We start from the raw sequence: 20792 nt of genomic DNA on the forward strand, positions 1-20792 counted from the left end.
CCGGCTTCCGTGTCTCGGTTGCCCGGGGGGGGCCGGGCGCGGGGCCGTGCCACTACTTCGCGGTCGGGGGTTGCGGCCTCGCCCTGTGGCGCTCCCCCCCCGGGGGGGGGGGGGGCCCCCCCGGGAGCCGTCGTCGGTCAGGGATACGACACCACCGTCGACGGCACCGTCGACGTCCCCGACGTCGGGTTGCCCGTGTCGTTGATGACGCGTTCGTACTGGCCGTTGCCGCCCAGGGAGACGACGAGCAGGTTGTGGAAGCGGACGTTCGGGCGGGTCGGGGCGGCGAAGCCGTGGTGCTGGACGATCGTCGGGTCGACGTTGTAGTAGCAGTAACTGCCCAGGCCCCAGCCCTCGTGCGAGGTCACGGCGTCGCCGACCCGGTAGGCGGCGTAGCCCTTGACCGAGCCGTTCTGGATGGCCGCCTGGTTCGGGGCGTCGTACGCCTTCTCGTTCTGGAAGAAGATCGTGCGGCCCCGCTGGCCGAACCACTGCACGTCGTACTTGTTGAAGTGCTCGACGAACAGGCCGGTCGCCAGGACGTCGTCGCCGTTGACGACGACGCCGTAGTCGGCGCGGTTGGTCTCCCAGCCGACGCCCTCGCCGTGGTCGGCCCGCCACACCCAGGTGTGGTCGACGATGGTGTGCCGGTTGTTGATGACCATGCTGGTGGTGGCCTTGCCGGCGCCCGCGCCGCCGATGCGGATGAACACGTCCTGGAGGGTGGTCGGATTCGCGGAGTGGTCGCGGGAGGCGCCGGGGGGCCCGATCTCCAGCAGGGTGGATGAGTTGACCGGCCCGGCGTCCACCAGGAAGCCGGCCAGCCGCACCCCGTCGACGTCGGCGACCTTCACGGCGGTGACGCCGCCGTCCGGGATGAGGGTCGCGTAACCGAGGCCGAGGACGACCGTGTTCGCCCGGTTGATCCGCAGGGGCTCGTCGAGGTGGTAGATACCGGGCGTGAGCAGGAGGTGCAGTCCCTGCGTCAGCGCCTGGTTGAGCGTGCCGGCCGAGACGCCGGGACGGGCGACGTAGAACTGCGTGAGCGGCAGGGAGGTGCCGCGCGGGGTGCCGTTGCCCCAGGTCACGCCACGCGCGTCGGTCCGCTTCTCGGGCAGGAACACCCGGTACTCGCCGCCCTGGAGGTACAGGAACGGCTTCTCGCGGGAGACCGGCGTGGTGGCCAGGGTGGTGTACGGCGGGTTGGGGAAGCTCTGCGCGGGGGCGCCCTCGACACCCGAGAACACCATGTTCCAGACGCCATTGAGCCAGCTGCCGATCGCGCTGTCGCGGGTGTACCACTGCTGTTGCGAGTACGGTCCGACCTGCCCGTCGACGCGGCTGTCGGCGATGTAGCCGCCGCTGGCCCAGCCGTAGCCGGTGGGGGAGAGGTTCAGCCCGCCGCGGACGTGCATCCGGCGGAACGGGGCCGCCTGCGCGACCGCCCAGCGGTTGGTGCCGTTGACCGGGACCAGGGCCAGGTTCTCCGCCGAACGCCAGAAGTTCTGCGTGGCGTTGCCGCCGAACCAGCCGGCGTCGACGGTGACGTCCCCGTTGATGGTGGTGTCGTCGGGGGACAGGCCGAGGCCCGCGATGGAGGTGTAGAAGCCGAGCTGGGCGTTGAGCCCGTGGTAGGTGCCCGGCTTGAACAGCAGCGCGTAGCGGCCGGTGCCGAACTGCGCGGACTCCTGCTGCCGGAACACCTCGTCGAGACGGGCCTGGATGCCGGGGGTCGACGGGTCGAAGACCAGGACGTTGGGGCCGAGGTCGCCACCGCCGGGGAGCGCGCGCGGCCTCTTGCGGGGGGCCGGGGCGGCGGAGGCGTGGGCCGAGGCACCCAGCACCACGGGGGCCGCTGTGACGGCCGCGGCGGCGCCCAGCAGGGTGCGGCGGCCGACCGGGGACGGGCGCGACGAGGACGGGGAGGAATCATGCATGGGGCGGCTCTCCTTGTTCAGGAAGTGAACGTGGTGGGGTCCGGGAGCGCTCTCTCGCCGCTGAATGGTTCAACTGCGAAACGAGAGAGTCAAGAGGTTCGACCAGACTCCGGCAACTGCGTCCAAAGCCTTGACGCCGCCCGGTCCAGAGGCTTAACTCACGCTCTAAATTAAGCAGCAGTACCCCCGGAAGGGACACCGGAGCCATGCGCACAACGCGAGCCGCGGCCGTAGCTGCCGTCACCATGTCTCTCGCCCTGGCCGCCACGGCCTGCGGAGGCGGTTCGTCGACGGACGGCGGGGGGTCGAACGACTCCCCGAAGACCCTCACCTACTGGGCCTCGAACCAGGGCGCCAGCATCGAGGTCGATAAGAAGGTCCTCCAGCCCGAACTCGACAAGTTCGAGAAGCAGACCGGCATCAAGGTGAAGCTGGAGGTCGTGCCCTGGTCCGACCTGCTCAACCGCATCCTCACCGCCACCACTTCCGGACAGGGACCCGACGTCCTCAACATCGGCAACACCTGGAGCGCCTCCCTCCAGGCGACGGGCGCCCTGCTGCCCTGGTCCGCCGGGAACTTCGACAAGATCGGCGGCAAGGATCGCTTCGTCGACTCCGCGCTCGGCTCCACCGGCGCCGAGGGCAAGGACCCGGCCGCCGTCCCGCTGTACTCGATGGCGTACGCGCTCTACTACAACAAGAAGGCGTTCGCCGACGCCGGCATCTCCGAGCCGCCGGCCACCTGGGACGAACTCGTCGCCGACGGCAAGAAGCTCACCGGCGGCGGCAAGTGGGCGCTCGGCGTCGAGGGCTCCAACCCCTCCGAGAACATCCATCACGCAGTCGTCTTCGCCAAGCAGCACGGCGCCGACTTCTTCACCGCCGACGGCAAGGCCGACTTCACCTCCGACAAGGCCGTCGCCGGCGTCAAGCAGTTCGTCGACCTGATGGCCAAGGACAAGATCGTCGCGCCCGGCAACGCCGAATACGCGCAGAACCAGTCCGTCAGCGACTTCGCCAAGGGCAAGACGGCCATGCTGCTGTGGCAGTCCGCGTCCGCCAACCTCAAGTCCCAGGGCATGAGCGAGGACGCCTACGGCATCGCCCCGGTGCCCGTGCGGTCCGGCACTCCCGGCACCGGCGCGGGCGTCAACTCGATGGTCATGGGCATCAACATGGCCGTCTTCAAGAACACCGACAACATCGACGGCGCCACCAAGTTCGTGAAGTTCATGACGAGCGACGCCGAGCAGAAGATCCTCAACCAGGCCTACAGCTCCATACCGCCGGTCAAGGGCGCCCAGGCCGACGCCGCCTTCAACACCCCGGCGAACGCGGTCCTCAAGGACACCCTCGCCAAGAGCGCCGTCGCCGCCCCGCAGGTCGCCGACGAGTCCCAGTTCGAGACCGCCGTCGGCACGGCCATCAAGGGGCTGTTCGCCGACGCCGCCGCCGGACGCAAGGTCACGGAGGACTCGGTCAAGGCCGCCCTCGAGAAGGCCCAGCAGCAGATGCCGGCGAAGTGAGCACGATGACGACCACGGTCCCCACCGAGGCCGCGGTGCGTCCGAGCTCCCCCGGGACGGCGAGCGGCCCCCGCCGCCGTCCCGGGCGGATCCGCCGTATCGGCCTGCCCTACCTGTTCCTCCTGCCCGCCCTGCTCCTCGAACTCCTCGTCCACCTCGTGCCGATGGTCATCGGCATGGTGATGAGCTTCAAGGAACTCACTCAGTTCTACATCCGCGACTGGACCACCGCGCCCTGGAACGGCCTCGACAACTACTCGGTCTCCGTGGACTTCGACGCCCCCGTGGGCGAGGCGCTGCTCCACTCGTTCCTGGTCACCGTCGCCTTCACCCTGCTCTCCGTCGGCCTGTGCTGGTGCATCGGCACCGCCGCCGCCCTCTACATGCAGGAGACCTTCCGCGGCCGGGGCCTGCTGCGCGCCCTGTTCCTGGTGCCGTACGCGCTGCCCGTCTACACCGCCGTCATCACCTGGGTCTTCATGTTCCAGCACGACAACGGCCTGGTGAACCACGTCCTGCACGACCAGCTCGGCATCACCGACAAGCCCACGTTCTGGCTCATCGGCGACAACAGCTTCTTCGCGCTGCTGACGGTCTCCGTGTGGAAGGGCTGGCCGTTCGCCTTCCTCATCGTCATGGCCGGCCTGCAGAACATCCCGAGGGAGCTCTACGAGGCCGCCTCCCTCGACGGCGCCGGCATGTGGCAGCAGATCCGCCGGATCACCCTGCCGTCCCTGCGGCCCGTCAACCAGGTCCTCGTCCTCGTCCTGTTCCTGTGGACGTTCAACGACTTCAACACGCCGTACGTCCTGTTCGGCAAGACCGCGCCCGAGGCCGCCGACCTCATCTCCGTGCACATCTACCAGGCGTCCTTCGTCACCTGGAACTTCGGCACCGGTTCGGCGATGTCCGTGCTCCTGCTGCTGTTCCTGCTCGTGGTGACCGGCGTCTACCTCGTGATCACCTCGCGCGGACGGAGGACCGCCGATGTCTGAGTCCGCCCGGCCCATCAAGTCCCCTGCCATGCCCGCCCGTTCGCCGATGGCACCGCCCCGGTCCTTCCTGTGGTCCCGGCGGATCTTCCTCACCCTGCTCACCGGTTTCGTCCTGGTCCCCGTCTACGTCATGGTCTCCAGCTCGCTCAAGCCGCTGGCCGACGTGTCGGGCACGTTCCGCTGGCTGCCCAGCGGTCTGACGATCCGCCCCTACATCGACATCTGGTCGACGGTGCCCCTCGCGACGTACTTCGTGAACTCGCTCGTCGTGGCGGGCGCGGCCACGGTCTGCTCGGTGGTGATCGCGGTCTTCTCCGCGTACGCCGTCAGCCGGTACGACTTCCGCGGCAAGCGGGTCTTCACGGTCACCGTCCTGTCCACGCAGATGTTCCCGGGCATCCTCTTCCTGCTCCCGCTGTTCCTCATCTACGTCAACATCGGCAACGCCACCGGCATCGCCCTGTTCGGCAGCCGCGGCGGCCTGATCCTGACGTACCTCACCTTCTCCCTGCCGTTCTCCATCTGGATGCTCATCGGCTACTTCGACTCGGTGCCGCGCGACCTGGACGAGGCGGCGCTGGTCGACGGCTGCGGACCGCTCGGCGCGCTGTTCCGGGTCGTCGTCCCGGCCGCCGTCCCCGGCATCGTCGCCGTCGCCGTCTACGCCTTCATGACCGCCTGGGGCGAGGTGCTGTTCGCGTCCGTCATGACCAACGACACCACCCGCACCCTCGCCGTCGGCCTCCAGGGCTACTCCACGCTCAACGACGTGTACTGGAACCAGATCATGGCCGCCTCACTGGTCGTGAGCGTCCCCGTGGTCGCCGGCTTCCTCCTCCTCCAGCGCTACCTGGTCGCCGGACTGACCGCAGGCGCCGTCAAGTGACCGAGCACCCCCGCCCCGAAAGGAACTCCGTGCCCGACCGTATCGACCTCGCCGCACTCCCGAACGACTTCCTGTGGGGCACCGCCACAGCGGCGTACCAGATCGAGGGAGCCGTGGCGGAGGACGGCCGCTCCCCGTCGATCTGGGACACGTTCTCGCACACCCCCGGAAAGATCGACAACGGTGACACCGGCGACGTCGCCTGCGACCACTACCACCGCTGGCGCGAGGACCTCGCCCTCATGCGCACGCTCGGCACCAACGCCTACCGCCTCTCCGTCGCCTGGCCGCGCGTCCTGCCGGGCGGCGACGGCCCCGTGAACCCCAAGGGCCTGGCCTTCTACGACGAGTTGGTCGACGCCCTGCTGGAGGCGGGCATCACGCCGTCCGTCACCCTCTACCACTGGGACCTTCCGCAGGCCCTCCAGGACCGGGGCGGCTGGCCCGAGCGGGAGACGGCCGAGCACTTCGCCGAGTACGCCTCGGTGGTCGCGACCCGGCTCGGCGACCGCGTCCGCCACTTCGCCACCCTCAACGAGCCGTCCTGCTCGGCCTGGATCGGGCACCTCGAAGGCACCATGGCCCCCGGCCTGACCGACCTCACGGCCGCCGTCCGCGCCTCCTACCACCTCCTCCTCGGCCACGGCCTAGCCACCGAGGCGATCCGCGCCGCCGCACCCGGCGCCGAGGTCGGCATCGTCAACAACCTCTCCACCGTGTACGCGGCCGGCGACCGCCCCGAGGACGAGGCCGCCGCCCGCCGCCAGGACGGCCACGTCAACCGCTGGTGGCTCGACCCGATCCACGGCCGGGGCTTCCCGGCCGACATGGTCGAGACGTACGGCGTCGAACTCCCCGAGCGGGCCGGTGACCTGGAGACGATCGCGGCCCCGCTGGACTGGCTCGGCCTGAACTACTACTTCCCGGCCCACGTCGTCGACGACCCCGACGGCCCCGCCCCGTACGCCCGCGCGGTCCGCCGCCCCGGCGTGCCGCGCACCGGCATGGACTGGGAGATCGACGCGAGCGGCATCGAGACCCTGCTGCTGCGCCTCACCGAGGAGTACGGGGCGCGCAAGATCTACATCACCGAGAACGGCTCCGCCTTCCCGGACGTCGTACGCCCCGACGGCACGGTCGACGACCCCGAACGGCAGGACTACCTGGTCCGGCATCTCGCGGCCTGCGCCTCGGCCGCCCGCAAGGGCGCCCCGCTCGCCGGGTACTTCGCGTGGTCGCTCCTCGACAACTTCGAGTGGGCGTACGGCTATGCGAAGCGGTTCGGCCTGGTCCACGTGGACTACGAGACACAGGTACGGACGATCAAGGGCACCGGGCATCTGTACGCGGACATCGTGCGGGAGCACGGGGGGAGGGGGCGGCGGGCGGCGTGAGTCCGGGCTGCCCGTGGCCGGAGCACGAGGCGGGTCGGCCGTCCGTGTCCGCGGCCGCTCACTTCCCCGCAGGGCGGAAACGGTCCACGTGCCGCAGGCCGAGGAGTTCTGCGGCTCCGTCCAGCCGGCGGGAGGTGTCCTCGTCGCCGTCGATCCCGCCGGCGGTGGTGGCCGCGCCCTCCAGCCAGGAGCGCACCACGGTCACCGCCTTGTCACCCAGGTACGGGTTCGGGCGGCCCGGCTGCGTACCGGGTACCCCCCGCTGTGGACCACCTCGGCGAGGAACGCCACATCCCGCGGTCGCACCCCGAGCCGGTCCAGCAGGACGGCGGCGCCCACCGCGCCGTCGCCGAAGAGGGCGGCGCGGCGCGGTCCGGTGAGGGAGAGGCCCTAGCGCAGCATCGACGGGATGTCCTGCCGCGCCGGCTCGTCGTCGGTGCGGCCGGTGGGCGGGTCCGCGGCGCGCAGTTCATGGCTTCCTCACGGTGACGGTGTAGCTGTGGACGGTGGCGACCGGGCTACACCGAGGAGCAGCTCATCGCCGACGCCCTCCACCAGTACGAGCGGCACCTGGAGTTCCTCCGGGTGCGCCACGACGCGTCCACCCGCTCGAAGCTGCCCGGCCACCGTCCGGACGCGCACCTGCCGGCTCAGTGAGGGACCGGGCGGGACGTCAGCTCGTCACCAGTTCCGGTCGCGCCCTGCGCTCGGCCGCCGCCGGCGCCACCCGTGTCGCCCGGTGCGTGCGCCCCAGCCACAGCACGTCCCGGCCGAACGACCACAGCAGGGCGCCCAGCGCCGTGGCCGTGACCGCGAACGTGGCGGCGTGGGGGAACAGGCCGGACGCGGCCACCAGGAGGAAGACGCCCTGCACCGCGGCGACCGTCTTGCGGGCCGTGCTCGGCGGCAGCGGGGCGTTCAGCCAGGGCCAGAACCGGGCGGCGGCGACGAAGCCGTAGCGCATGGCGCCGATCAGCAGCACCCACGGACCCAGCGACATCGAGACGTACACGCTGAGCACCAGGATCAGGAACGCGTCCACCTCCATGTCGAAGCGGGCGCCCAGCGCCGTCGAGGTGCCGGTGCGGCGGGCCACCTTGCCGTCCACGCCGTCGAGGATCAGGGCGACCGCGGTCAGGCCCACGAACAACGTGACCGGCGGCGAGTCCTGGAAGGAGTCCGCGACCAGTGCCGTCACCCCGCCGACCAGCGTGGCCCGGCCGAGCGTGACCCGGTTCGCCGGGCCGAACGAGCGGAGCCCGGACCGGTGCAGGGCCAGGGAGAGCAGCGCCCAGGAGGCGACGGCGAACGCGAGGCCGGTCAGCCAGCCCGCGGGACCCATGCCGATCGCCGATCCCAGCAGGGCCAGCAACAGGATCTGAACGCCCGCTCCCACCGCGGTCTCCTGCTGGACCAGCCTTGCTTCGTACGTGTTGTTCAGGGCCACCGCACATTCCTCCGGCCAGATGACAGAGTCGATCAAGGCCGCGTACTGTGCGCGGCCTGTGCACACCTCGGTACGTGGACAGGTCGCCGATCGTTCAGGAGGTTCCCGATGAACCGCACCGCACGCGCGTTCTGGCTCAGTGCTCCGGGGGAGGGCGAGATCCGGGAGGTCGCCCTGCCCGAGCCCGGCGAGGGGGACGTGCTGGTGCGGTCGCTGTACTCGGGGGTCAGCCGGGGCACGGAGACCCTCGTGTTCCGCGGCGGCGTCCCGGAGAGCCAGCACGCGGCCATGCGGGCGCCGTTCCAGGAGGGGAACTTCCCCGCCCCGGTGAAGTACGGCTACCTTAACGTCGGGGTGGTCGAACAGGGGCCGGACGCGCTGGCCGGCCGTACGGTCTTCTGCCTGTACCCGCATCAGACGCGCTACGTCGTGCCCGCGAGCGCGGTGACCGTCGTACCGGACACCGTGACCGCCGCGCGGGCCGTCCTCGCCGGCACCGTCGAGACCGCCGTCAACGCCCTGTGGGACGCGGCGCCCCTGGTCGGGGACCGGATCGCCGTGGTCGGCGGCGGCATGGTGGGCTGCTCCGTGGCCGCGCTGCTGGCCCGCTTCCCCGGCGTGCGGCTCCAGTTGGTCGACGCCGACCCGTCCCGCGCCGAGGTGGCCGGATCCCTCGGCGTCGCCTTCGCGTCCCCCGAGGACGCCCTTGGCGACTGCGACCTCGTGGTGCACGCCAGCGCCAGTGAACAGGGACTCGCCCGCTCCCTCGAACTGCTGCGCCCCGAGGGCACCGTCCTCGAACTGAGCTGGTACGGCGACCGGCAGGTGGCCGTCCCGCTCGGCGAGGCGTTCCACTCGCGGCGCCTCGTCATCCGCAGCAGCCAGGTCGGGACCGTCTCACCGGCCCGCGCCGGCCGCAGTTACGCCGACCGCCTCGCGCTCGCCCTCGACCTGCTCGCCGACTCCGCGCTGGACGCCCTCGTCACCGGGGAGAGCCCCTTCGAGGAGCTGCCCGAGGTGCTGCCGAAGCTGGCGTCCGGGCGGCTCCCGGCGCTCTGTCACCGCGTCAGGTACCCGGACGCGCCCTGACGCGCGGATTCGCCCCGCGGGACGCAAGAGCGCCTGACCTGAGAAAAGAGTGAGGACGCGCTGAACATGGGGAAGCGAAGAGCCGTACTACACGGCATCCCCGGCGGCGATCGGCCGGGGACTAGGCGCACCGCACCTGGAGGGTCGTCCGTTGTTCAGCATCACCGTCCGCGATCACATCATGATCGCCCACAGCTTCCACGGCGAGGTCTTCGGGCCCGCGCAGCGTCTGCACGGGGCGACGTTCCTCGTGGACGCCACGTTCCGGCGTGAGCAGCTGGACGACGACAACATCGTCGTCGACATCGGACTGGCCACCCAGGAGCTCGGTGCCGTCGTCGCCGAGCTGAACTACCGCAACCTCGACAACGAACCCGACTTCGCCGGGATCAACACCTCCACCGAGTTCCTGGCCAAGGTCATCGCCGACCGGCTCGCCGAGCGCGTCGAGAAGGGCGCGCTGGGCGAGGGCGCGCGGGGACTCGCCGGGATCACCGTCACGCTGCACGAGTCGCACGTCGCGTGGGCGAGTTACGAGCGTGCCCTGTGACCGACGTGACCCTGGAGAAGCAGCCGCGGCCGGAGAAGGTCAAGCTCGCCTACGTGCCGGCGCAGCACTCCGTCCTGAAGAACGCGGAGATCATCCCGATGTCCCTGCGCTCCGTGCACTTCGTCATGCCGGGCGGCGTCGACGACCCGGCGGCCCCCAGCGGCGGCAACGCCTACGACCGGCGGGTCAGCCTGGACCTGCCCGGCTTCGGCTGGCAGGTCCACAAGCACGCGGTGGCCGGCGCGTGGCCCCGCCCCGACGAGGCGGCCCGCGCCGAACTCACCCGCACCCTGCGGGAGTTCCCGGACGGGACCGTCGTCCTGCTGGACGGCCTGGTTGCCTGCGGGGTGCCCGAGATCATCGTCCCGGAGGCCGAGCGGCTGCGGCTCGCCGTCCTCGTCCATCTGCCGCTCGGTGACGAGACCGGGCTGGAGCCGTCCGTCGCGGCCGACCTGGACGCCCGGGAGCGCACGGTGCTGCGCGCCGCCGACGCGGTCGTCGCCACCAGCGACTGGGCGGTCCGCCGCCTCGTCTCCCACCACGGTCTCGCCCCCGAACGGGTCCATGTCGCCGCCCCCGGCGCCGACATCGCCCCCCTCGCCTCCGGCACGGACGGCGTGTCCCGGCTGCTGTGCGTGGCCGCCGTGACCCCGCGCAAGGGCCAGCACCGGCTGATCGAGGCACTGGCGACGGTGACCGACCTGCCGTGGAGCTGTGTCTGCGTCGGCGGCCTGAACCACGACCCCGACTACGTCGCCGGACTGCGCTCCCTGATCACCCGGCACGGCCTCACCGACCGTCTGGTCCTGGCGGGCCCGCAGTCCGGGGCCGAACTCGACGCCAGCTACAACTCCGCCGACCTGATGGTCCTCACCTCCTACGCCGAGACGTACGGCATGGCGGTCACCGAGGCGCTCGCGCGCGGCATCCCGGTGCTGGCCACCGACGTCGGCGGGGTGCCGGAGGCTGTCGGACGCGCACCCGACGGCGGTGTCCCCGGCATCCTCGTGCCGCCGGAGAACCCCGCCGCGATCGCCGCCGAACTGCGCGGCTGGTTCGGCGAGGCGGACGTACGACGCCGGCTGAAGGCGGCGGCCCGGGGACGCCGGGCCGCTCTGAACGGCTGGGCCGGCACGGCCCGCAGCCTGGCCGCGGTACTGGGCCGACTGCCTGACGAACCGCGGAGGGCGGCATGAGCAAGGCGGCGACGACACAGGGCGGGGGCGCGATCCCGGCCCAGCCGGGACCCCGCGACGCGGCCGGTCCGGCACGCCGGCGACCCGACGGCGGACCCGGCCAGGCGGAGGATGACATGAGCGACGCGTCCGTACCCGAGGCGCACGGCGCCGACTCCGACGTCGTGATCCTCGGCGCGGGCCCCACCGGCCGGTCCGGCGAACGGGCCACCGTACGGCTGCGGGAGGCATCCCCGGACGACCCGCCCCGCTACGCCCCCGAGTGGCTGGAGCTGCGCGAGGGCGCGGACGCCGCCGCCCGGGCGCACGACCTGCTCGACCCGCTGCGGATCCGGCTCGCCAACCTGCCGGGCCGACCCGGCGGACTGGTCATCCACGACCTGGGCTGCGGCACCGGCTCCATGGGCCGCTGGCTCGCCCCCCACCTGGACGGCGCCCAGCACTGGGTCCTGCACGACCGCGACCCCTATCTGCTGCACTTCGCCGCCGTCGCGTCCCCGCGCTCCTCCGCCGACGGCAGCCGCGTCACGGTCGAGACGCGCCGCGGCGACATCGGCCGGCTCACCCCCGACGCGCTACGCGGCGCCTCCCTGGTGACGGCGTCCGCGCTGCTCGACGTCCTCACCCCCGACGAGATCAACACCCTGGCCGCCGCCTGCGCGGGGGCGGGCTGCCCGGCGCTGCTGACCCTGTCGGTGGCCGGCCGGGTCGAACTCACCCCGTCCGATCCGCTGGACGAGGAGATCACCGAGGCGTTCAACGCGCACCAGCGGCGCACCGGGCTGCTCGGCCCCGACGCCGCCACGGTGGCCGCCGAGATCTTCTCCGAGCACGGCGCGACCGTCCAGCTGCATCCGAGCCCCTGGCGGCTCGGACCCGACGAGGCGGCGCTGGCCGCGCAGTGGCTGCGCGGCTGGGTCGGCGCGGCGGTCGAGCAGCGCCCCGAACTGAGTGAACGCGCCGACCGCTATCTGCGCGAACGCCTCGACGCCTGCGCGGCGGGCGAGCTGCGGGTCGTCGTCCACCACACCGACCTGCTGGCCCTGAGCCGGCCGACGGGCGGAGCGTCATGACCGTGGAGACGGTGGCGAGGACGCACACCGGGCGCGAGGGCCTCACCTCGCGCGCCCGGCGGGCGGACCGCACGGGGGAGACCGCGGACGCCCGGACCGGGGCGGCCACCGCGGGCGCACCCGTCTCCCGCACCAAGGCCCTCCTGGGCGACCCGAAGGTCCGCACCCACGTGGGCACGGTCGCCGGAGTCGTCATCCTCGGCGTGCTGTTCTGGCGGCTCGGCACCGGCGTGTTCCTCGACGGGCTGCGGCGGATCGACGGCCCCGCGCTGCTCGCCGCGCTCGGCATCGGGTTCGTCACCACCGTGTTCAGCGCCTGGCGCTGGCAGTTGGTGGCCCGCGGCCTGCGCATCCGGCTGCCGATCGGAGCGGCCGTCGCCGACTACTACCGGGCGCTGTTCCTCAACGCGGCGCTCCCCGGCGGCGTCCTCGGCGACGTCCACCGGGCCGTACGGCACGGACAGAGCGCCGGAGACCTCGGGCGCGGCGTCCGCGCGGTCGTGCTGGAGCGCACGGCCGGGCAGGTCGCCCTGACCGCCGTCGGCGCGGCCGTCCTGCTGACGATGCCGTCACCGGTGCTCGACCAGGCCCGTGACCTCACCCCGCTCCTGCTGTTCGCCGCCGCCGGCACGTGCGCCGTCGTGGCCGCCGTCCGTATGAACCGGGCGCCCTCCCGCCGGGCCGGGGCGCGGCCCACGGCCGTGCGCACGGCTCTCGCGCAGGCACGCGAGAGCCTGCTGTCGCGCCGCAACGGGCCCGGTGTCGCCGTCTCCTCGCTGGTCGTCCTCGCCGGTCACGTCGCGATGTTCGTGCTCGCCGCGGGGATCGCCGGCTCCACGGCCTCCGTCGCCGCCCTGCTGCCGCTCGCCGTCCTGGCGCTGCTCGCGATGGGACTGCCCCTGAACGTCGGCGGGTTCGGCCCCCGGGAGGGCGTCACCGCCTGGGCGTTCGCCGCCGCGGGGCTCGGCGCCGACACCGGGCTCGCCGTCGCCGTCGTGTACGGCGTCCTCAGCTTCGTGGCCGCCCTGCCGGGCGCCCTCGTCCTCGTCGCCCGCTGGTACACGGGTCTACGGACCCGCACCGGATCCGCCGGCACCGTGGCGGATCCGGAGGCCAGCGGCTATTTTCATCCGTCCGTCGTGTCCACGACGGAGTCGCCCGCGGAGGTCAGCAGTGACATATACGCGCCGAAGGAATCCGCGAGGCTCTCCAGCAGCCGCTTCCCCTTTTCCGCGGAACCCAGCGACGGACGGCCGATGACCCCCGAATCGGTATAGGCGGACATTCCGAGGGTGAGCAGATGACGCCGGTCGTCCGCGACGAAATCGGAAGTCTCGTAACCGGGTCGGATCAATTCGGGATGAGCGTGCAGAAGGACGGAGGTCTCGATTTCCCCCGCGTGCATGTCGGTGAGCAGCGAGGTCTCCACCCCCGCCCGCTCCAGCGCGGTCTCCCAGTCCTCCGGAGCCGGGAACAGCGCCATCCGCTCGCCGCGCGCGGAGGACTCCTGAACGACGTTGCCCAGTACGTAGTTGCCGCCGTGGCCGTTGACCAGCACCAGGGCGTCGACGCCCGAACGGCGGAGCGAATCCGCTATGTCCCGTATCACCGCATGAAGGGTCACCGAAGAGATGCTGACGGTCCCCGGCCAGGCCGCGTGCTCGTGCGAGCACGAGATCGTCACCGGCGGCAGCAGGTGTACGGGATGCACGGCGGCCAGCTCGCGCGCGATCGCGCAGGCCACAAGGGTGTCGGTGGCCAGCGGCAGGAACGCGCCGTGCTGCTCGAAGCTCCCGACGGGAAGGACCGCGACCTGTCGTGAGACGTCCGCTCCCCGCGCCCGAACGTCCTCGGTGGTGTCCGCCGGCACCAGCGAGTGTGCCGCCGGCCGCGTCTGCGCACCACTCATCTTTTACCGGCCTTTCGTCTCTGCATAGGAACTGAAGAATCATGACAGACAAGATTGGCGTGCTCGGCAAGAAGTCCGGCCAGCGGACGCAGCGTTCCGGAGTCGAACGCGTGGTGAGCGCCCCCCTGCCGACCGTGTACGGGCAATTCCGGGCGATCGGCTACATGGACCACGACCGCGGCGACGAACAGGTGGCCCTCGTCCACGGCGAACCGGGCACCGACGGCGTCCTGACCCGGCTGCACTCCGAATGCCTGACCGGCGACGCGTTCGGCTCCCAGCACTGCGAGTGCGGCGACCAGCTGGCCTCCGCCCTGCGCGCCGTCGTCGCCGAGGGCAGCGGGATCGTCGTCTACCTGCGGGGCCACGAGGGCCGTGGCATCGGTCTGCTCGCCAAGCTGCGCGCCATGGCCCTGCAGGCGGAGGGCCTGGACACCGTCGAGGCCAACCTGGCGCTCGGGCTGCCCGTCGACGCCCGTGACTACGGTGCCGCCGCCGGCATCCTGCGCGACCTGAACGTCCGCAGCGTCCGGCTGATGTCGAACAACCCGCGCAAGCGCGAGGCGCTGGTGGAGCACGGCATCGAGGTGGCCGAGCAGGTCCCGCTGCTGATCCAGCCCTGCGAGAGCAACATCACCTACCTGCGCACCAAGCGGGAGCGCATGGACCACCACCTGCCCCACCTGGACGCCGTCGGACAGCTGACCTGACCGCGGGGCCGGCCGCCCGGACAGGAAGAGGGCACGCCCCGCGACCTCTTCCTGACGGGCCCGGCCGGCGGCCAGGTCATAGGCGCCCCGCGGCCCGTCCGCGTACCCTTCGGGGACGTCAGCCCGTCGAGCGCCGGCCGGCCCCCGGCCGACGCCCCGCGACCGGAGGCCCATCGCGTATGACCGAGCTGCATCTGTGGCTGCGCCACGAGGTCCGCACCACCGAGCGACGCACCCCGATCGTGCCGTCCGACGCGCGGCGCCTCGTCGACAGCGGGGTGACCGTGACCGTGGAGGAGTCCCCGCAGCGGATCCACCCCCTCCAGGAGTACGAGGCCGCCGGCTGCCGGGTCGCACCGGCGGGCTCCTGGGTGACCGCGCCTCCGGCGGCCGTGGTGACCGGGCTGAAGGAACTGCCCGACGAGCCCGAGGCGCTGACACACCGGCACCTGTACTTCGGGCACGCCTACAAGGGACAGCCCGGCGCCGGGGACCTGCTGCGCCGGTTCGCGGCCGGCGGCGGCGCGCTGTTCGACCTGGAGTACCTGGTGGACGACTCCGGCCGACGCCTGGCCGCTTTCGGGTTCTGGGCCGGCTACCTCGGGGCGGCCCTCGCCGTGCTCCAGCACCGGGGCCGGCTCGCCGCGCCCCTGACGCCGACGTCCAAGGACGAACTGGACGCCGGACTCCGGCCCGCCGCCGGGGACGAGGAGTTCACCGCGCTCGTGATCGGTGCCCTCGGCCGCAGCGGACGCGGCGCGCGGCTCGCCTTCCTCACCGCCGGTGTCGAGGCGACCCCGTGGGACCTCGCCGAGACCCGCGACCTGGACCGCCGGGCCCTGCTGGCGCACGACGTCCTGGTGAACGCGGTCCTCGCCACCGCCCCCGTCCCGCCCTTCCTGCGTGAGCAGGACCTCGACGTCCCGGACCGGCGGCTGCGCACCGTCTGCGACGTCACCGTCGACGTCGGCTCACCGCTGAACGTGCTGCCGGTCTACGACCGCGTCACCGAATGGACCGACCCGGTGCGCAGGCTGCGTGAGCGGCCCCCGCTCGACCTCATCGCCATCGACAACCTCCCCTCCCTGCTGCCCCGCGAGTCCAGCGCCGACTTCTCCTCCGCCCTGACACCCCTGCTGCCGGCCTTCGGCACGGACGCGGCGTGGGGCCGCTGCCTCGACCGGTTCCACCAGGCCCAGCGTGAACTCGGCATCGGAAAGGAGCGAGTCGAAGGATGACTGACGGACCGGCACGGGTCCCCGCGAGCGGCACCGTCCACTGGGTGGGTGCCGGACTGTCCACCGGCAGCGGACTGGCCCGGCTCCGCGACACCGCCTCCCGGGTACGGCTGTGGCACCGGACGGAGGAGCGCGCCGCCGACGCCCTGGACCGCCTCGGCCTCACCGGACGCGCCGCGCCCCGCGGGTACACCCCCGACGCCCTGACCGCCGAGCTCGCGCCCGGCGACGTCGTCGTCTCGATGCTGCCCGCCACGGAACACGCCGTGCTGCTGGCGGCCTGCGTCCGTGGGGGCGCCCACTTCGCCTGCTCCAGCTATGTGTCCGACGCCGTCCTGGAGCAGGTCCCCGCGGCCGCCCGGGCCGGGCTGACCGTTCTCACCGAGGCCGGGCTCGACCCCGGCATCGACCACCTCTTCGCGCACAGTCTCGTCGGCCGGGCCCGGGCGGTCCTCGGCGACGACCTGGCCGCGTCGTACACCCTCACCTCGTACTGCGGAGGCGTCCCCGCCGTCCCGAACGACTTCCGGTACCGCTTCAGCTGGGCACCCGCCGGGGTGCTCAACGCCCTGCGCGCGCCCGCCCGGTACGTCGAGGGCGGTGCCGAACGGGTCGCCGAACGGCCCTGGGAGGCGACCCGCCGGCTGGACGTCGGCGGGGAGATGTTCGAGGCGTATCCCAACCGCGACAGCGTCCCCTTCATCGAGCAGTACGGGCTGCCCCCGGCATGGCGGCCGGCCGCCTTCGTGCGCGGCACCCTGCGCCTGGACGGCTGGCTGGACGCCTGGGCCGGCGTGTTCGAGGAGCTGACGGCGGGGGACGACGCCCGGATCGCCGCCCTGGCGGGGGAGCTGGCACGGGCCCACCCGACCACCGACGCCGACCGGGACCGGGTCGTCCTCGCCGTCGCCCTCGACGTACGCGGTGAGGACGGCCGGTCCTGGACCGGGAGCTGTCTGCTGGATCTGGTCGGGGACGCGGAGGAGAGCGCGATGGCCCGCTGCGTCTCCCGCCCGCTCGCCCTGGGCGTGCGCCACATCCTGGACGGCTCCCTTCCGGCGGGCCTGCACCGGTCCGCGGGAACGGCGGCCCGCTCGGAGGAGTGGCTGCGTGAACTCGCCGCCGAAGGAGTGCCGTTCACGCGGTCCGCGGACGCCTGAGGTCCCGTCAGTCCCCGGTGAGGGCCTCGTGCACGAACCGCTTCAGGTCCTGGAACACCGTGTGCGACGTCCGGTGCCGCACCTGCGTCATGAACTGCACGGTGAGGTCGTTGCGCGGGTCCACCCAGAACGTGGTGGTGGCGACCCCGCTCCAGCCGAAGGCGCCCCGCACCGACGGGTCGCGCGTGCGGTCGGGGTCGATCACCACGGACACCCCGAGGCCGAAGCCGACGCCGTCGTTGCCGGGCTCGTCGTGTGCGGGCCGGCTGCCGAAGGAGCGCAGGTCGGCGCCGCCGGGGAGGTGGTTGGACGTCATCAGGGCGACCGTCTCGGGCGTCAGCAGCCGGGTGCCGTCCAGCTCACCGCGGCGGCGCAGCAGTTCCATGAAGCGGTGCACGTCGTGCGCGGACGCCACCACACCACCGCTGCCGGACAGGAACCGGGGACGCCCGTGCAGCGGCAGACCGGCGATCGGCTCGATGCCACCGGAGTCGGTCTGGCCGTACAACTCGGCCAGCCGGCCCTCCTGTTCGCCACTCACGCAGAACCCGGCGTCGGTCATGCCGAGCGGGCCGAAGACGCGCTCGGCGAGGAACGCGTCGAGCGGCTGCCCGGAGACCACCTCGATGATCCGGCCGAGGACGTTGGAGGCCACCGAGTAGTTCCACTGCGTGCCGGGCTCGAACTGGAGCGGCAGACTCGCGTACACGTCGACCGTGGTGGCCAGGTCCGAGCCCGGGAGCACCGCGGAGTGCAGGTCGGCGTCCCGGTAGAGGGCGTCGACGGGGTGCTGGTGGTAGAAGGCGAAGGTGAGACCGGCGGTGTGGGTCATCAGATGCCGGATCGTCATCGGCCCGTCGGCGGGGCGGGTCACCGTGCCGGAGCCCGATCCACTGACGTACACGCGAGGTTCGGCGAACGCCGGGAGGTGGCGGCCGACCGGGTCGTCGAGGGAGAGCTTCCCCTCCTCCACGAGCATCAGGGCCGCGACCGAGGTGATCGGCTTCGTCATGGAGTAGACGCGCCACAGGGTGTCGGCCTCGACGGGCAGACCGGCGGCCACGTCCCGCATCCCGTGCGCGGTGAGGTGCGCGACGCGTCCGCGCCGGGCGACGGACACCAGGAAGCCGGGCAGCCGTCCCTCGTCGACCTGGTGGGCCAAGTGCTGGTCGAGGCGGTCCAGCGCCTTGACGTCCAGCCCGGCCTCGCCCGGGTCGACCTGTTGTGCCAGCAGTGCCATCGCGTTCCTCCACATCCGTACGACGAGGTGCGCTCCGGTGTACTCACCGCGGCGGCCTCCGGTCTCATCGTCGCTCAGGAACCGGCGGCCGGTCCCCCGAACGGCGATGATCATTCCGTACGCCGGGGCCCTGACCGGGGAGGGGAGGGGCCGAGGCACGCCCCGGCCGGGACCGGGACGGCCGGCGCGGTCGTTCACCGTGGTCCGCTCACCGCGGCGACCCGCCGGGCCGGCGGGCGATCTCCCGGAGGGTGAGCGCCCGGGCGCCCTCGCGGGCCACGAGTTCCCCACCGACGTCGACCAGCCGCTCCCGCAGAGCCCTTCCGTGTCGTCCACAGACACTGTCCACCAGGCATGAGGGGACAGTCTCCGCGTGTTCAGGCCGGCCGGTACCAGGACCTCGGTCCCAGGTCCAACGCCCGATGGTCCGTGCCGCACCCCGCCGCCTAGGCTGCCGAGCGGTTCAAGAACGTTCACCCCACCCCCGGAGGCATCGTGCCGGTCAGCGGCCGCAGTCACATCCGTATCGCCCGCCCCTCCCGCGATCTCGCGGCGGCCGAACGCTTCTGGGCCGACGGGCTCGGGCTGACGGTCGTGTGGCGGGCGGCCAGTGGGCCGGAACCCGGCGAACACGACCTGCTGATGCTCGGCTGGCCCGACGCCGACTGGCACCTCGAACTGGTCCACGAGCCCGCCCGCCCGGTCGAACCCCGGCCCACCGAGGAGGACCTCCTCGTCCTCTACGTCGACGGCCCCGTGCCGGACGACCTGCTCGCCCGGCTGGAGGAGTGCGGGGGCAGGCGGGTCGTCTCCCCGAACCCGTACTGGAACGAGTGGGGCGTCACGGTCGAGGACCCCGACGGCTACCGGCTGGTGCTGTGCACGCGGGCATGGTCCAACGCCTGACGGCCTACTGTCGGGAGACGGTCCGCGTCACGCCCGCGATGACCGTCGTGGCCAGGATCCAGCCGGCCAGGACCAGGACGTAGGCCAGGGCCTGTTGCAGGCCTCGCGGCGCGAAGGCCGCCTCCTGGCCGAAGGAGATCACCGGCAGCAGCAGGTCCAGCGTGTAGAAGAACGCGTCGAACGGCGGCGCCTCGTCCGCCTTGAGCGGGGGCGGCGTGTCCAGCGCGAAGGCGACCGAGCCGACCGCGAGCAGGGAGAGCAGCCAGCCCAGCGCCCGCATCGGCCGGAACCCGTAGCCGACGGTCACGTCCTGCACGTGGCCCCACAGCCGGCCGTACCAGGGCAGGGTCGTGCGGTGGTGGCGCTGCTTGGCGAGCTGGACGAGCCGGGCGGCGTGGTCGTCGCCGGTGCGGCGGTACGCGGCCGTCAACTGCTCGTAGCCGTGCGGGTCGAAGGTGCCCTCGTCCCGTTCCAGCATGGGCAGCCGCCGCTCCGGCGGCTCGTGCGGGGTCAGGGAGGTGTAGGTGAGGTCGAGGAGCCGGACCTGCTCGGGCAGCATCTCCGGCGTCAGGTTCAGATGGTCGATCTGGGAGCGGCGCAGATTCAGCCGGCCCCGTATCCGCTCGCCGTCGCGCAGCCACACCTCGCCGATGACACAGCTGCTCGCGCGCAGAGCGGTGCCCTCGGGGTGGGACAGACGGCTGTACAGCAGGTCGAGCCGGCCGGGTATGCGGGCGCCGCGCAGGTCGATACGGCCGTGCGCGCTCAGCCGTCTGCCGAGCACGTTGGCGCCCACCTCCAGCGCCTCGGCGCTGAGCACGAAGTCACCGGTGCGGCGCAGCCGGGCCTCCTCCAGCCGGAGCGAACCGCTGATCGTGGCCCCGTTGAGCCGGATCTCACCCCGGGTGCGCAGCCGGCTCGCGCACAGGTCCTCGCCGACGGTGACCTGGTGGAGCTGGAGGACCGGGTCCGGCCCGTCCCCGTCCGCCGTGATCTCGGCGTCCTCCAGGTGGAGCGCGCCCGCGATCTGCGCCCCGCCGAGCCGTACGGGTCCGCGGAACCGGCAGCCCGTCAGCCGCAGCCCGCCGTCGACCCGGACGCGTGCGCCGGTCAGCCCGGGCAGGTGCGAGCCGGACAGGTTCAGGTACTTCAGCTGGGTGCCGGAGACGTCGAGGACCTCGTCGAAGGAGCAGTCGCTCAGCCGGATCACGCGGTCGACGGTCGCGTACCGCAGATCCGTCCCGCCGGTGATCCGGGCGCCCGCCACCTTCAGGGCCGCCACCTCACCGCGCTCCTCGGGCCCGTCGAGCAGCAGGGCCCTGAGCACCTCGGCTCGCACGGTCCGCTGCGGCCCCCAGCCGGCGCCGTCCGCCGCGCTCTCGTCCGGCGCCTGCCGGAAGTCCACGGGCCGCCCCTTGGGGTAGGCCTCCCACACGGTGCGCTCGGCCGGTGTCAGCTCGTCGATCTCCATCAGCGGGGACTCTGACGCGGGCCGCCGCCGCTGTCAACTCGCCGTCTCACCACGGACGTTCCGCA

General features: G+C 72.4%; 18 protein-coding genes and 1 pseudogene. 13 read left to right on the forward strand and 6 right to left on the reverse strand.

Annotated elements, in window-relative coordinates; translation table 11 throughout:
* Positions 1-137: 137 nt before the first annotated feature.
* Entirely contained in the window at positions 138-1937 is a 1800-nt protein-coding gene (locus ACFRAC_RS19610; protein WP_382925239.1) for a coagulation factor 5/8 type domain-containing protein, read from the reverse strand.
* Positions 1938-2143: 206 nt separating this feature from the next.
* Here ACFRAC_RS19610 and ACFRAC_RS19615 point away from each other — a divergent pair, with 206 nt between their 5' ends.
* The 4 genes from ACFRAC_RS19615 to ACFRAC_RS19630 are packed head-to-tail and all read left to right on the forward strand — an operon-like array spanning position 2144 to position 6738.
* A complete protein-coding gene (locus tag ACFRAC_RS19615; protein ID WP_382925241.1) occupies positions 2144-3463 on the forward strand; it encodes an ABC transporter substrate-binding protein in 1320 nt (439 codons plus the stop codon).
* 5 nt (positions 3464-3468) lie between these two features.
* Positions 3469-4458 carry a carbohydrate ABC transporter permease gene (locus ACFRAC_RS19620; protein ID WP_382925242.1) on the forward strand — a complete coding sequence of 330 codons (990 nt, stop codon included), beginning with the start codon at positions 3469-3471 and terminating at the stop codon, positions 4456-4458.
* 46 nt (positions 4459-4504) lie between these two features.
* Positions 4505-5344, forward strand: coding sequence for a carbohydrate ABC transporter permease (locus ACFRAC_RS19625; RefSeq protein WP_361342500.1), 840 nt, complete (start codon positions 4505-4507; stop codon positions 5342-5344).
* A 29-nt stretch (positions 5345-5373) separates the two neighbouring features.
* Positions 5374-6738, forward strand: a complete 1365-nt coding sequence (locus tag ACFRAC_RS19630; protein ID WP_382925244.1) for a GH1 family beta-glucosidase — start codon at positions 5374-5376, stop codon at positions 6736-6738.
* 58 nt (positions 6739-6796) lie between these two features.
* Here ACFRAC_RS19630 and ACFRAC_RS19635 read toward each other — a convergent pair whose 3' ends face one another.
* Together ACFRAC_RS19635 and ACFRAC_RS19640 are read right to left on the reverse strand one after the other, a co-directional pair.
* The gene (locus ACFRAC_RS19635; protein WP_382925245.1) at positions 6797-6943 is read right to left on the reverse strand and encodes a hypothetical protein; all 147 of its coding nucleotides are present in this window, start codon (positions 6941-6943) and stop codon (positions 6797-6799) included.
* 468 nt (positions 6944-7411) lie between these two features.
* Positions 7412-8185: a CDP-alcohol phosphatidyltransferase family protein gene (locus ACFRAC_RS19640; protein ID WP_382925246.1), complete on the reverse strand. Its 774-nt coding sequence runs from the start codon at positions 8183-8185 to the stop codon at positions 7412-7414.
* 108 nt (positions 8186-8293) lie between these two features.
* On the opposite strand from ACFRAC_RS19640, the gene ACFRAC_RS19645 reads away from it, so the two are divergent.
* The 5 genes and pseudogenes from ACFRAC_RS19645 to ACFRAC_RS19665 form a co-directional block, all read left to right on the forward strand.
* On the forward strand, positions 8294-9274 hold the full coding sequence (locus tag ACFRAC_RS19645; RefSeq protein ID WP_382925247.1) for a zinc-binding alcohol dehydrogenase: 981 nt from the start codon (positions 8294-8296) through the stop codon (positions 9272-9274).
* Positions 9275-9425: 151 nt separating this feature from the next.
* Positions 9426-9824 (forward strand): 6-carboxytetrahydropterin synthase, encoded by a 399-nt coding sequence (locus ACFRAC_RS19650; protein ID WP_055619267.1) that lies wholly within the window; start codon positions 9426-9428, stop codon positions 9822-9824.
* Positions 9821-11020, forward strand: a complete 1200-nt coding sequence (locus ACFRAC_RS19655) for a glycosyltransferase family 4 protein (protein ID WP_382925249.1) — start codon at positions 9821-9823, stop codon at positions 11018-11020. The genes ACFRAC_RS19650 and ACFRAC_RS19655 overlap by 4 nt, the downstream gene beginning before the upstream one ends.
* A gap of 116 nt (positions 11021-11136) precedes the next feature.
* Positions 11137-12093 carry an SAM-dependent methyltransferase gene (locus ACFRAC_RS19660; RefSeq protein ID WP_382925251.1) on the forward strand — a complete coding sequence of 319 codons (957 nt, stop codon included), beginning with the start codon at positions 11137-11139 and terminating at the stop codon, positions 12091-12093.
* A pseudogene (locus tag ACFRAC_RS19665) lies at positions 12090-13067 on the forward strand (lysylphosphatidylglycerol synthase transmembrane domain-containing protein); the annotation flags it as partial. The gene ACFRAC_RS19660 and the pseudogene ACFRAC_RS19665, both read left to right, overlap by 4 nt.
* A gap of 152 nt (positions 13068-13219) precedes the next feature.
* On the opposite strand, the gene ACFRAC_RS19670 reads toward ACFRAC_RS19665, so the two are convergent.
* Positions 13220-14002: a creatininase family protein gene (locus tag ACFRAC_RS19670; RefSeq protein WP_382925253.1), complete on the reverse strand. Its 783-nt coding sequence runs from the start codon at positions 14000-14002 to the stop codon at positions 13220-13222.
* Positions 14003-14043: 41 nt separating this feature from the next.
* Between ACFRAC_RS19670 and ribA the strand changes: the two genes are divergently transcribed.
* From ribA to ACFRAC_RS19685, 3 genes are all read left to right on the forward strand, one after another.
* Positions 14044-14712 carry a GTP cyclohydrolase II gene (gene ribA, locus ACFRAC_RS19675; protein ID WP_382925255.1) on the forward strand — a complete coding sequence of 223 codons (669 nt, stop codon included), beginning with the start codon at positions 14044-14046 and terminating at the stop codon, positions 14710-14712.
* A gap of 179 nt (positions 14713-14891) precedes the next feature.
* Positions 14892-15950: a saccharopine dehydrogenase gene (locus ACFRAC_RS19680; RefSeq protein WP_382925257.1), complete on the forward strand. Its 1059-nt coding sequence runs from the start codon at positions 14892-14894 to the stop codon at positions 15948-15950.
* Entirely contained in the window at positions 15947-17110 is a 1164-nt protein-coding gene (locus tag ACFRAC_RS19685) for a saccharopine dehydrogenase family protein (RefSeq protein WP_382925259.1), read from the forward strand. The genes ACFRAC_RS19680 and ACFRAC_RS19685 overlap by 4 nt, the downstream gene beginning before the upstream one ends.
* A gap of 7 nt (positions 17111-17117) precedes the next feature.
* Here ACFRAC_RS19685 and ACFRAC_RS19690 read toward each other — a convergent pair whose 3' ends face one another.
* Positions 17118-18350, reverse strand: coding sequence for a serine hydrolase domain-containing protein (locus tag ACFRAC_RS19690; RefSeq protein ID WP_382925261.1), 1233 nt, complete (start codon positions 18348-18350; stop codon positions 17118-17120).
* A 495-nt stretch (positions 18351-18845) separates the two neighbouring features.
* Between ACFRAC_RS19690 and ACFRAC_RS19695 the strand changes: the two genes are divergently transcribed.
* Positions 18846-19256: a VOC family protein gene (locus tag ACFRAC_RS19695; RefSeq protein ID WP_382925262.1), complete on the forward strand. Its 411-nt coding sequence runs from the start codon at positions 18846-18848 to the stop codon at positions 19254-19256.
* A 4-nt stretch (positions 19257-19260) separates the two neighbouring features.
* Here the strand turns inward: ACFRAC_RS19695 and ACFRAC_RS19700 are convergent, their stop codons facing one another.
* Positions 19261-20727, reverse strand: a complete 1467-nt coding sequence (locus tag ACFRAC_RS19700; protein ID WP_382925263.1) for a membrane-associated oxidoreductase — start codon at positions 20725-20727, stop codon at positions 19261-19263.
* Between the last annotated feature and the right edge of the window lie 65 nt (positions 20728-20792).

It is taken from the genome of Streptomyces sp. NPDC056628, assembly GCF_042792555.1.
Taxonomy (GTDB): Bacteria; Actinomycetota; Actinomycetes; order Streptomycetales; family Streptomycetaceae; genus Streptomyces.